At 62.4% G+C, this 12,499-nt stretch carries 13 protein-coding genes; all 13 read left to right on the top strand.

The features are described from left to right. Positions 1-15 precede the first annotated feature (15 nt). The 13 genes from C4K38_RS28295 to C4K38_RS28235 all read left to right on the top strand — a co-directional run bounded on the left by C4K38_RS28295 (position 16) and on the right by C4K38_RS28235 (position 12,446). On the top strand, positions 16-1,281 hold the full coding sequence (locus C4K38_RS28295; protein ID WP_053281077.1) for a glutamate-5-semialdehyde dehydrogenase: 1,266 nt from the start codon (positions 16-18) through the stop codon (positions 1,279-1,281). Beyond that, positions 1,281-1,925: a nicotinate-nucleotide adenylyltransferase gene (gene nadD, locus C4K38_RS28290; protein ID WP_025807711.1), complete on the top strand. Its 645-nt coding sequence runs from the start codon at positions 1,281-1,283 to the stop codon at positions 1,923-1,925. The genes C4K38_RS28295 and nadD overlap by 1 nt, the downstream gene beginning before the upstream one ends. Before the next feature lie 60 nt (positions 1,926-1,985). Further along, positions 1,986-2,408, top strand: a complete 423-nt coding sequence (rsfS, locus tag C4K38_RS28285; protein ID WP_009051039.1) for a ribosome silencing factor — start codon at positions 1,986-1,988, stop codon at positions 2,406-2,408. A gap of 9 nt (positions 2,409-2,417) precedes the next feature. Continuing rightward, on the top strand, positions 2,418-2,885 hold the full coding sequence (rlmH, locus tag C4K38_RS28280) for a 23S rRNA (pseudouridine(1915)-N(3))-methyltransferase RlmH (RefSeq protein ID WP_003185785.1): 468 nt from the start codon (positions 2,418-2,420) through the stop codon (positions 2,883-2,885). Between the two features lie 12 nt (positions 2,886-2,897). Continuing rightward, a complete protein-coding gene (gene mrdA, locus C4K38_RS28275) occupies positions 2,898-4,793 on the top strand; it encodes a penicillin-binding protein 2 (protein ID WP_023969282.1) in 1,896 nt (631 codons plus the stop codon). Positions 4,794-4,824: 31 nt separating this feature from the next. Further along, the gene (gene rodA / locus C4K38_RS28270; protein WP_051519227.1) at positions 4,825-5,928 is read left to right on the top strand and encodes a rod shape-determining protein RodA; all 1,104 of its coding nucleotides are present in this window, start codon (positions 4,825-4,827) and stop codon (positions 5,926-5,928) included. Between the two features lie 17 nt (positions 5,929-5,945). After that, entirely contained in the window at positions 5,946-6,959 is a 1,014-nt protein-coding gene (mltB, locus tag C4K38_RS28265) for a lytic murein transglycosylase B (protein WP_009045789.1), read from the top strand. Next, a complete protein-coding gene (locus C4K38_RS28260; protein ID WP_025807696.1) occupies positions 6,959-7,960 on the top strand; it encodes a septal ring lytic transglycosylase RlpA family protein in 1,002 nt (333 codons plus the stop codon). Before mltB ends, C4K38_RS28260 begins: the two co-directional genes overlap by 1 nt. Before the next feature lie 185 nt (positions 7,961-8,145). Beyond that, complete coding sequence (locus tag C4K38_RS28255; RefSeq protein WP_053281076.1) at positions 8,146-9,303, top strand: D-alanyl-D-alanine carboxypeptidase family protein; 1,158 nt, start codon at positions 8,146-8,148, stop codon at positions 9,301-9,303. 80 nt (positions 9,304-9,383) lie between these two features. After that, entirely contained in the window at positions 9,384-9,659 is a 276-nt protein-coding gene (locus C4K38_RS28250) for a DUF493 domain-containing protein (protein WP_008152827.1), read from the top strand. Further along, on the top strand, positions 9,659-10,306 hold the full coding sequence (gene lipB, locus C4K38_RS28245) for a lipoyl(octanoyl) transferase LipB (RefSeq protein ID WP_053281075.1): 648 nt from the start codon (positions 9,659-9,661) through the stop codon (positions 10,304-10,306). Before C4K38_RS28250 ends, lipB begins: the two co-directional genes overlap by 1 nt. Before the next feature lies 1 nt (position 10,307). Further along, positions 10,308-11,330 carry a lipoyl synthase gene (gene lipA / locus C4K38_RS28240; protein WP_053281074.1) on the top strand — a complete coding sequence of 341 codons (1,023 nt, stop codon included), beginning with the start codon at positions 10,308-10,310 and terminating at the stop codon, positions 11,328-11,330. Positions 11,331-11,498: 168 nt separating this feature from the next. Then, positions 11,499-12,446, top strand: coding sequence for a S66 peptidase family protein (locus C4K38_RS28235; RefSeq protein ID WP_053281073.1), 948 nt, complete (start codon positions 11,499-11,501; stop codon positions 12,444-12,446). Positions 12,447-12,499: the final 53 nt, after the last annotated feature.

Here is a 12,499-nt window from a genome sequence, read left to right as displayed (position 1 = left end):
AGACCACAGCAGACCATGACTGAGTCCGTTCTTGACTACATGACCCGTTTGGGTCGCGCTGCCCGCGAAGCCTCGCGGGTAATCGCCCGTGCCACCACTGCGCAGAAAAACCGCGCACTGCTGGCGGCTGCCGATGCATTGGACGCGGCTCGCCCCGAGCTGAACGCGGCCAATGAGCAGGACCTGGCCAACGGCCGGGCCAATGGTCTGGAACCGGCATTGCTCGATCGTCTGGCGCTGACCCCGGTGCGTATCGACGAAATGATCGAAGGATTGCGTCAGGTGGCCAAGCTGCCTGACCCCATCGGTGAAATCCGCGATATGCGCTACCTGCCTTCGGGCATCCAGGTCGGCAAGATGCGCGTGCCCCTGGGGGTGATCGGCATCATCTACGAGTCGCGTCCCAATGTGACCATCGACGCCGCCAGCCTGTGCCTGAAGTCTGGCAACGCCACGATCCTGCGTGGTGGCTCCGAGGCGATCAATTCCAACCGCGCCATTGCCACTTGCATTCAGCAAGGGCTGGCGGTGGCCGGTCTGCCGGCGCAGGTGGTGCAGGTGGTGGAAACCACCGATCGCGCCGCCGTTGGCGCGCTGATCACCATGCCCGAGTTCGTCGACGTGATCGTGCCGCGTGGCGGCAAGAGCCTGATCGAGCGGGTCAGCCGCGACGCCAAGGTGCCGGTGATCAAGCATCTGGACGGCGTCTGCCATGTGTTCATCGACGTGGCGGCCGACCTGGACAAGGCGATTCGCATCGCCGACAACGCCAAGACCCAGCGTTACGCGCCCTGCAATACCATGGAGACCCTGTTGGTCCACGCCGGTATTGCCGAGCGCGTGTTGCCGCCGCTGGCGGCGATCTATCGCGACAAGAAGGTCGAGCTGCGTGGTTGCCCGCGTACCCGCGCCTTGCTGGGCGACGATGTGATCGAGGCCACCGAAGAAGACTGGCGCACCGAGTACACCGCGCCGATCCTGTCGATTCTGGTGGTCGACAGCCTGGACGCGGCCATCGAGCACATCAACACCTACGGTTCGCAGCACACCGACGCCATCGTCACCGAGAACTTCACCGACGCCCGGCGTTTCCTCAACGAGGTGGACTCCAGCTCGGTGATGGTCAATGCCTCGACCCGGTTTGCCGACGGTTTCGAATATGGCCTGGGCGCGGAGATCGGTATTTCCACCGACAAGCTGCACGCCCGTGGCCCGGTCGGCCTGGAAGGGCTGACCAGCGAGAAATATGTCGTCTTCGGCGACGGCCATGTGCGCACTTGATGAGCAAACGTATCGGTCTGCTGGGCGGTACCTTCGACCCCGTGCACATCGGTCACCTGCGCAGCGCGCTGGAGGTGGCCGACTCGCTGGGGCTCGATGAGCTGCGTCTGACGCCCAGTGCGCGGCCGCCGCATCGCGATGCGCCGCAGGTTTCGGCCCTGGACCGTCTGGCGATGGTCGAGTGCGCGGTGGCGGGCGTTTCACCCCTGGTGGTGGACGACCGTGAGCTGAAACGGGACAAGCCGTCCTACACCATAGACACCCTGGAACAGATGCGGGCCGAGATGGCCGCGGATGACCAGTTGTTCCTGTTGCTGGGCTGGGACGCTTTTTGCGGCCTGCCTACCTGGCATCGCTGGGAAGAGTTGCTCCAGCATTGCCACATCCTGGTGCTGCAACGCCCGGATGCCGACAGCGAGCCGCCGGATGCGTTGCGCAACCTGCTGGCGGCGCGCTCGGTGAGCGATCCCCTGGCCCTGCAAGGGCCCGGAGGACACATTGCATTCGTCTGGCAGACACCGCTCGCGGTGTCTGCCACCCAGATCCGTCAACTGCTGGCCAGCGGTAAGTCGGTACGTTTCCTGGTGCCTGATGCGGTCCTGGCCTATATCGATGCCCACGGTCTTTACCGTGGGCCGAACTGAAGGCGCGCTGCCGGCCGATGCCGTGCAACGCGCCAAACATACGAGCTGAACGAGTTTTATATGACTAACCAAGTAATGAAAGGCGAAGATCTGGTCAAGGTGGCAGTCGCCGCGCTGGAAGACGTCAAGGCCCAGGACGTCCTGGTGATCGATGTTCGCGACAAGCAGAGCATCACCGACTACATGATCATCGCCACCGGTACTTCCAACCGCCAGATCGGCGCGATGCTGGAAAAGGTCCGCGAGATGGTCAAGGCCCAGGGCGTCAAGCCGCTGGGTGAAGAAGGCAAGGGCGACAGCGACTGGGTGCTGCTGGACCTGGACGACGTGATCGTGCACATGATGACCGCCTCCGCACGCCAGTTCTACGACCTGGAACGTCTGTGGCAGGGCGCCGAGCAGAGCCGTGCGGCCGATGGCAAGCACCACAGCCCGGAGCACACCCATGAGCACTTCACCAAGCTCAACAAAGACCAGCAATAAGGGACGGCTGTGCGCCTGCGTCTGATCGCTGTCGGTTCACGCATGCCCAAGTGGGTGGAAGAGGGTTGGCACGAGTATGCCAAGCGTCTGCCATCCGAACTGGCGCTGGAACTGGTGGAAATACCGCTCAATACCCGTGGCAAGAACGCCGATGTGGCTCGCTTCATCCGTCAGGAGGGCGAAGCCATGCTGGCCAAGGTCGGCCCGAACGAGCGGATCGTTACCCTCGAGGTGCACGGCAAGCCCTGGAGCACCGAGCAACTGGCGGTGGAACTGGACCGCTGGCGCCTCGACTCGCGCACCGTGAACTTCATGGTCGGCGGCCCCGAGGGGCTGGCGCCGGAAGTCTGCGCGCGGGCGGATCAGCGCTGGTCGCTGTCGCCGCTGACCTTGCCGCACCCGCTGGTACGGATCCTGATCGGTGAACAGCTGTATCGCGCCTGGACAGTCCTGTCCGGGCACCCTTATCACAAATAGTCCGCGCCCCTAATGTCCCAGCCGATCCGTATCAAGGACCACGAAAAAGACGCCCGTCTGGTGCGTGGCCGGGTCGTGTTCGGGGCTATTGCCGTGGTCTGCCTGATCGGGGTGCTGATCGCGCGCCTGTATTACCTGCAGGTGATCCAGTACGACTATCACTCGACCCTGTCGGAAAACAACCGGGTTCACGTCCAGCCGATTCCGCCGACCCGCGGCCTGATCTTCGACCGTAATGGCGTGGTGGTGGCCGATAACCGGCCGAGCTTCAGCCTGAGCATGACCCGCGAGCGTTCCGGCGACTGGCGCCAGGTGCTCGACGTCATTGTCGAAGTGCTGGAGCTGACGCCGGAAGACCGGGTGCTGTTCGAGAAACGCATGAAGCAGGGGCGTCGGCCGTTCGAGCCGGTGCCGATCCTGTTCGAACTCAACGAAGAGCAGATTGCCCGGATCGCGGTCAATCAGTTCCGCCTGCCCGGAGTGGAAGTGGTGGCGCAGCTGGTCCGCCATTACCCGCAGGGCGCGCACTTCGCGCACTCGGTGGGCTACATGGGGCGGATCAACGAGAAAGAGCTGAAGACCCTGGACCCGGTGAACTACAGCGGCACCCACCACATTGGCAAGACCGGTATCGAGCGTTTCTACGAGCCCGAGCTGCACGGCCAGGTGGGTTACGAAGAGGTCGAGACCAACGCTCGCGGTCGCGTGTTGCGGGTGCTCAAGCGTACCGACCCGATTCCCGGCAAGGACATTGTCCTGAGCCTGGACATCAAGCTGCAGGAAGCCGCCGAGGCGGCCTTGGGTGGCCGGCGTGGCGCGGTGGTGGCGCTGGACCCGAACACCGGGGAAGTGCTGGCCATGGTCAGCCAGCCGAGTTTCGATCCGAACCTGTTCGTGACCGGCATCAGTTTCAAGGCCTATGCCGAGCTGCGCGACTCCATCGATCGTCCGCTGTTCAACCGGGTGCTGCGCGGCCTGTATCCGCCGGGCTCGACCATCAAGCCGGCGGTGGCGATCGCCGGCCTCGATTCCGGGGTGGTGACGGCCTCCACGCGGGTCTATGACCCGGGCTATTACCAACTGCCCAACTACGATCACAAGTACCGTAACTGGAACCGTAGCGGTGACGGTTACGTCGACCTCGACACCGCGATCATGCGGTCCAACGACACCTACTTCTATGACCTGGCCCACAAGCTGGGGATCGACCGGTTGTCCGCCTACATGAACAAGTTCGGGATCGGCCAGAAGGTCTCGCTGGACATGTTCGAGGAGTCGCCGGGCCTGATGCCGTCGCGGGAATGGAAGCGCGCCACCCGTCGCCAGGCCTGGTTCCCGGGCGAGACGCTGATTCTCGGGATCGGCCAGGGCTACATGCAGTCCACCCCGTTGCAGCTGGCCCAGGCCACGGCGCTGGTGGCGAACAAGGGCAAATGGAATCGTCCGCACCTGGCCAAGACCATCGAAGGCGAAAAGCCGGTGGATGAAAACCCGATGCCGGACATCGTCCTGCGCGATCCGTCGGACTGGACGAAGGTCAACCACGGCATGCAGCAGGTGATGCACGGTGCCCGCGGCACGGCGCGCAAGGCGGCCATCGGCTCGCAATACCGAATTGCTGGCAAGAGTGGTACGGCCCAGGTGGTCGCGATCAAGCAGGGCGAGAAGTACGACCGCTCCAAGGTTCAGGAGCGCCATCGCGACCACGCCCTGTTCGTCGGCTTCGCGCCGGCGGAAAACCCGAAAATCGTGGTTTCGGTCATGGTCGAGAACGGCGAGTCTGGTTCCGGCGTGGCGGCCCCAGTGGTACGCCAGGTGATGGATGCCTGGCTCCTCGGCCCGGATGGCCTGCTCAAGCCTGAGTTTGCCGGCCCTATCAGTGCGGAGGCTACGGCCCGTGAAGAGTAATTTTGATCGCATCCTGTCCAGCGAGGATGTGATGCGTCGCCGTGCGACGCTGTTGCAGCGCATGCACATCGACGGTCCATTGCTGATTCTGTTGCTGACCCTGGCGGCCGGCAGCTTGTTCGTCCTGTATTCGGCCAGCGGCAAGAGCTGGGACCTGCTGGGCAAGCAGGCAACATCGTTCGGCATCGGCCTGGTGTCGATGATCGTCATTGCCCAGTTCGAACCCCGGTTCATGGCCCGCTGGGTGCCACTGGCCTATGTGTTCGGCGTGGTGCTGCTGGTGGTGGTGGATGTCATGGGGCACAACGCCATGGGCGCCACCCGCTGGATCAATATTCCCGGGGTGATTCGTTTCCAGCCCTCGGAGTTCATGAAGATCATCATGCCGGCGACTATCGCCTGGTACCTGGCCAAGCGCAGCTTGCCGCCGCAGCTCAAGCATGTGGGCATCAGCCTGATCCTGATCGGTATTCCGTTCATTCTGATCGTGCGCCAGCCGGACCTGGGTACCTCGCTGCTGATCCTTGCCGGCGGCGCCTTCGTGCTGTTCATGGGCGGGCTGCGCTGGCGCTGGATCCTCAGCGTGCTGGCCGCCGCGGTGCCGGTGGCGATCGCCATGTGGTTCTTCATCATGCACGACTACCAGAAGCAGCGGATCCTGACCTTCCTCGACCCGGAAAGCGATCCGCTGGGCACCGGTTGGAACATCATTCAGTCCAAGGCGGCCATCGGCTCCGGCGGCGTGTTCGGCAAGGGCTGGTTGCTGGGCACTCAGTCCCACTTGGACTTTTTGCCCGAGAGCCACACTGACTTTATTATCGCGGTCATGGGCGAAGAGTTCGGCCTGGTGGGCATCTGCGCCTTGCTGCTGATCTATCTGCTGCTGATCGGTCGTGGGCTGGTGATCACCGCCCAGGCGCAGACACTGTTCGGCAAATTGCTTGCCGGCGCCCTGACCATGACGTTTTTTGTTTACGTTTTCGTCAACATCGGTATGGTCAGTGGCCTGTTGCCGGTCGTGGGGGTGCCGTTGCCGTTCATTAGCTACGGAGGAACTTCGCTGGTGACGCTGCTGTCAGCGTTTGGGGTTTTGATGTCGATCCATACCCATCGTAAGTGGATCGCGCAGGTTTGAATAAGGTGAAGAATTCAATGCAAGTAATGCGTGGCTGGACCGCTCGGTATGCGCCGTGGGTCGGTCTGGTAGGCATCCTTGGTGCGGCGCAGGAAGCGCTGGCCGGCGGCGAATACGAAGGCTCGCCCCAAGTGGCCGAATTCGTGGGCGAAATGACTCGCGACTATGGCTTTGCGGGCGAACAGCTGATGGGTGTGTTTCGCGAGGCCGAGCGTAAGCAGTCGATCCTCGACGCCATTTCCCGGCCCGCCGAGCGGGTCAAACAGTGGAAAGAATACCGGCCGATGTTCATCACCGACGCGCGAATCGCCCGTGGTGTGGACTTCTGGCGCCAGCACGAGGCGGTACTGGCCCGTGCCGAGCAGGAATACGGGGTGCCGGCCCAGGTGATAGTGTCGATTATCGGCGTTGAAACCTTCTTCGGGCGCAACACCGGTAATTACCGGGTGATCGACGCGCTGTCGACCCTGGGCTTCGATTACCCGCCACGTGCCGAGTTCTTCCGTAAGGAATTGCGCGAATTCCTGCTGCTGGCCCGTGAAGAACAGGTCGATCCGCTGACCCTGAAAGGCTCCTACGCCGGTGCCATGGGGTTGCCGCAGTTCATGCCAAGCAGTTTTCGCGCCTATGCTGTGGACTTCGACGGCGATGGCCACATCAATATCTGGACCAATCCGGACGATGCCATCGGCAGTGTTGCCAGCTATTTCAAGCGTCACGGCTGGGAGGCCGGGCAGCCGGTGGTCAGCCGGGCCGAAGTGCGTGGCGATCAGGTCGACGAAGGCCTGACCACCGGTATCGAACCGACGAAAACCGTCGGGGAGTTGCGGGCGCTGGGCTGGTCGAGTCATGATGCGCTGCGCGATGATATGCCGGTCACGGCTTTCCGCCTGGAAGGTGACAATGGCCCCGAATACTGGATGGGCCTGAAGAATTTCTACGCGATCACGCGTTATAACCGCAGCGTGATGTACGCCATGGCCGTACATCAGCTCTCTGAACAGCTGGTCCAAGCACGGGGCGTCAAGTAATGCTGGCATCGCCAATCCGCAAACCCCTGAAGCTGGTGGCTCTTGCCGCGTTGTCCTTGCTGGTGGTCAGTTGTTCGTCAACCCAGGCGCCGAAACAGAAAGGCCCGGCGACGGCCGTACGTGCGACGCCAGGCCTGGACATCAACCGCGCCCACAAAGACGGCGCGCCCTGGTGGGACGTCGATGTATCGCGCATCCCCGACGCCACGCCGACCCTGCACACCGGCCCGTACAAGGCCAACCCTTATACGGTGCTGGGCAAGACCTATTTCCCGATGGCCGAATCCAAGCGTTATGTCGCTTCGGGCACGGCCTCCTGGTACGGCACCAAGTTCCATGGGCAGAACACCGCCAATGGCGAGGTGTATGACCTGTACGGCATGAGTGCCGCGCACAAGACCCTGCCGTTGCCGAGTTATGTCCGGGTGACCAACCTGGACAACCACAAGAGCGTGATCCTGCGGGTCAACGACCGTGGGCCGTTCTATTCGGATCGGATCATCGATCTGTCCTACGCCGCGGCCAAGAAGCTCGGTTATGCCGAGATCGGCACCGCCCGGGTCAAGGTCGAGGGCATCGACCCGCAGGAATGGTGGGCCCAGCGCGGCCGGCCGGCACCCTTGATGCTCAACGAGCCGAAAGCCGCGCCAGTGATGACGGCATCCACGGGGACCGTCGAGCAATGGACGCCGCCTGCGCAGCAGCACGCCGCGGCCGTTGTGCCGGTGCAGCTGGATGCAAAAAAAAACGCTTCTGCGCAAGCCTCTGGCCAGTATCTGCAGGTGGGCGCCTTCGCCAACCCGGACGCTGCCGAGCTCCTGCGCTCGAAGCTGAGCGGGATGGTGAGCGCTCCGGTGTTCATCAGCTCGATCGTGCGCAATCAACAGACCCTGCATCGGGTGCGCCTGGGGCCGATCGGCTCGCAGGGTGAGATCCAGCAAGTGCAGAACAGTGTCCGGCTGGCCAATCTGGGGCAGCCGAGCCTGGTAACCGCCGAGTGATCGGATACTGATTCATGGTTCGCCTGCGGTATTTGGGGGGTGAACCCAGGTTGTTGGCTCGTCGTACAACAAAAGCCCGGCAAGGGTCAGTGAGTGAACAACTGAACACGCGACAGCCCTTTAGAAGGCTGTCTGAATAGTTTTGTCCGCGAGGACAAGTTTCCATTAGCAATTTCGAGAGACGGATGAACATCACCACCTTTGCCAAACGCCTGTGTCTGCTTGTCCCGCTGATCATCACGCCTGCCGCCTGGGCGGTAGAAGTGATGCCGTCGCCACCGCAGCTGGCCGCCAAGTCCTATGTACTCATGGAAGCCAGCAGCGGTAACGTGCTGGTGGAGAACAACGGTGACCAGCGCCTGCCGCCAGCCAGCCTGACCAAGCTGATGACGGCCTACATCGCGACCCTGGAAATCCGTCGCGGCCAGATCGGTGAGAACGACCCGGTGACCGTCAGCGAGAACGCCTGGCGTACCGGCGGTTCGCGGATGTTCATCAAGGTCGGCTCGCAAGTGACCGTCAGCGACCTGCTGCACGGCATCATCATCCAGTCGGGTAACGACGCCAGCGTCGCGGTTTCCGAGCACATCGCCGGCAGCGAAGACGCCTTTGCCGACATGATGAACAAGACCGCCGGCGACCTGGGCATGACCAACAGCCACTTCATGAACCCGACCGGCCTGCCGAACCCCGAGCACTACTCGTCGGCGCACGACATGGCGGTACTGGCTCGCGCCATCATTCACGAAGACCCGGCTCACTACGCGATCTACTCGCAGAAAGAGTTCTTCTGGAACGGCATCAAGCAACCTAACCGCAACCTGTTGCTGTGGCGTGACAAGACTGTCGACGGCCTGAAAACCGGTCACACCGACGAAGCCGGCTACTGCATGGTGTCCTCGGCCGTGCGTGACGGCATGCGCCTGATCGCCGTGGTGTTCGGTACCAACAGCGAGCAGGCTCGCGCAGCCGAAACCCAGAAGCTGCTGACCTACGGTTTCCGCTTCTTCGAAACCCAGACCTTCTACCAGAAGGGCGCCGAGCTGGCTCAGGCCCCTGTCTGGAAGGGCACCACTTCCCAGGTCAAGGCCGGTCTGGCCCAGGACCTGAGCATGACCATGCCAAAAGGCCAGCTGAAGAAGCTCGCCGCCAGCATGACCATGAATCCACAATTGACCGCACCTATCGCCAAGGGCGATGTGATCGGTAAAGTCGAAGTGAAACTGGACGACAAGGTGGTGCATAGTGCCGACCTGATCGCTCTGGACGCGGTCGACGAAGGTGGTATCTTCCGCCGCATGTGGGATAGCATCCGCCTATTCTTCTACGGCTTGTTCAACTGATATTGTCGACCCGCGTGGCCCTCGCTCTGAAGTAGAGCGGGGGCCACGTCCGTCGCCACGGCTTACGAGGCCGTTACGCCATGACAGACACCGAAGTAAAGGCGCCAAAGATCGAATTCCCCTGCGCGGATTACCCGATTAAGGTGATCGGCGACACTGGCGTGGGTTTCAAGGACAAGATCATCGCGATCCTTGAAAAACACGCGACCGTTGACCACAAGACCCTGGCCGAGCGCCAGAGCACCAACGGCAAGTACACGACCATCCAGCTGCACATCATCGCCACCGGCCAAGAACAGCTGTACGACATCAACAGCGAGTTGCGGGCCACCGGTTTCGTGCACATGGTGCTGTGATGCCGCAAACGCTGGGCTTTCGCGAGCTCGGCCAGATGGCCTACGAGCCGGTCTGGCAGGCCATGCAACGCTTTACCAACGAACGCGACACCGACGCTCCCGATGAAGTCTGGCTGGTGCAACATCCGCCGGTCTTTACCCAGGGCCAGGCGGGCAAGGCCGAACACCTGTTGCTTCCCGGGGATATCCCGGTGGTGCAGGTCGACCGGGGTGGCCAGGTGACCTATCACGGCCCTGGTCAGTTGGTGGCCTATCTGCTGCTGGACGTGCGCCGCCTGGGTTTTGGTGTGCGCGACCTGGTCAGCCGGATGGAGCAGTGCCTGATCGAGCTGCTGGCCAGCTACGGCGTGACTGCGGCGGCCAAGCCGGATGCCCCTGGCGTTTACGTCGATGGCGCGAAAATCGCCTCCCTGGGCCTGCGGATCCGTCATGGTTGTTCCTTTCATGGCCTGGCCTTGAACGTGGACATGGACCTGCAGCCGTTTCGACGGATTAACCCCTGTGGCTATGCCGGGCTGGCAATGACCCAGCTGAGCGACCACACAGGACCGATTGAATTTGCCGAGGTAAGTGCCCGGCTGCGCGCGCAGCTCGTCAAACACCTCGACTATGCTGAGCAGACGACCCTAACGGGCGGAATCGACTGATATGACTACTGCGCAAGACGCTGTGCAAACCCTGATCCCGACGCTGGATGTTTCCGAGCGCCCGGCCCGTGCGAAAGTTGAAGCCGGCGTTAAATTGCGCGGTGCCGAAAAAGTCGCACGTATCCCGGTGAAGATCATTCCGACCACCGAACTGCCGAAGAAACCTGACTGGATTCGCGTGCGTATTCCGGTTTCCCCGGAAGTCGACCGGATCAAGCAATTGCTGCGCAAGCACAAATTGCACAGCGTCTGCGAAGAAGCGTCCTGCCCGAACCTGGGTGAATGCTTCTCCGGCGGTACCGCGACCTTCATGATCATGGGCGACATTTGCACCCGTCGCTGCCCGTTCTGCGACGTCGGCCACGGCCGTCCGAAGCCTCTGGACGTCGATGAGCCGATGAACCTGGCGGTAGCGATCGCCGACCTGCGCCTGAAGTACGTGGTGATCACCTCGGTCGACCGCGACGACCTTCGCGACGGCGGTGCCCAGCACTTTGCCGACTGCATCCGCGAAATCCGCAAGCTGTCGCCGAACGTGCAGCTGGAAACCCTGGTCCCGGACTACCGTGGCCGTATGGACGTAGCGCTGGAAATCACCGCCGCCGAGCCGCCGGATGTGTTCAACCACAACCTTGAAACCGTGCCGCGCCTGTACAAGGCCGCGCGTCCGGGTTCGGATTACCAGTGGTCGCTGACCCTGCTGCAGAAGTTCAAGCAGCTGGTGCCGCACGTACCGACCAAGTCCGGCCTGATGCTGGGCCTGGGCGAGACCGACGACGAAGTCATCGAGGTCATGAAGCGCATGCGCGAGCACGACATCGACATGCTGACCCTCGGCCAGTACCTGCAACCGTCCCGCAGCCACTTGCCGGTGCAGCGTTTCGTGCACCCGGACACCTTCGCCTGGTTCGCCGAGGAAGGTTACAAGATGGGTTTCAAGAACGTCGCCTCGGGCCCACTGGTACGTTCCTCCTACCACGCCGACGAGCAGGCGAAGCTGGCCAAAGAAGGCTTGGTCTCCTGATGTAACGCGCCCGCAAGGTCTTTTCCTTGCGGGCGTCATCTTCCGTTACGCCCGCGTCTCCCTCCCTTCATAGACTTTTCCTGCAAGCGCCGTGGCGTTTCGGCACTTCTGTTTGCCCGCTTTCATGTCTACTGTGCACTAGAGAATCCACACAGGGAGAACCATTGGATGACCCTCCAACCGACTGATGTCCTTTGTGCGCAACGGCCGGTGCCGGCGCTGCCTTCGCAAGGGCTGATCGGCTTGATTGCACCTGCCGGGCCCGCTGACCTGGATACCGAGCAAGCCGTTCGCTGGATGCGCGCTCGAGGTTATTCGCTGCGGATTTATCCTGGGGTCCAGCAGAAGGACGGCTATCTGGCCGGCAGCGACGAGGTCCGCCTGAATGACCTGCACGCCGCTTTCGCCGATGACGATGTCGATACCATCCTGTGCCTGCGGGGCGGCTACGGCAGCCCGCGCTTGCTCGACCGGATCGATTACGACCTGTTACGGCGCCATGCCAAGCCGTTTGTCGGCTACAGCGACATTACCGCGCTGCATCTGGCCATCAATCGTTATGCCGGTTTCGTGACCTTTCACGGGCCGATGCTCAATGCCGACTTGCTGGGCGACAAACAGCCACCGACTGAGTCCTCGTTGTTCAGCCTGCTCAGGGGGCAACTGAAGGCCGGCAGTCTGTTGGCTCATCCGGCGGCTTATCCCTTGACCGCCGTCGAGCCTGGCATCGCCTGCGGCCAACTGCTGGGAGGCAATCTGTCGTTGATCGCCGCGACCATGGGTACGCCGTATGAGATCGGTGGCGACGGCATCATTCTGTTCATCGAGGACATCAACGAGCCGCTGTACCGGATCGACCGTCTGCTGACGCATTTGCGCCTGGCTGGCAAGCTCGACAGGCTTCGCGGTGTGCTGGTGGGGGATGTGGCGGGAGTAGAGCCTCAGGCGCTTGCAGGGCTGCTCAAGCAGACCTTCGAACCCCTGCGCATCCCGGTGTTGGCGGGATGGCGCAGTGGCCACTGCGATCCGAACCTGACCCTGCCGATGGGGGCGATGGTCAGGCTGGATGCGGGGGAGAAGCAGTTGATCCTGGAACAGGACGTGGTATTCGGCTGATCAGCCCGTGCTCGCTTCCCTTGCGGGAGCGAGCTTGCTCCTGATGATTCGGC

Origin of the sequence: Pseudomonas chlororaphis subsp. piscium (genome assembly GCF_003850345.1) — a bacterium.
In the GTDB taxonomy this organism is placed as follows: domain Bacteria; phylum Pseudomonadota; class Gammaproteobacteria; order Pseudomonadales; family Pseudomonadaceae; genus Aquipseudomonas; species Aquipseudomonas piscium.
The sequence above is the reverse complement of the archived record's forward strand: the minus strand, read 5'-3'. Positions and strand labels throughout refer to the sequence as shown.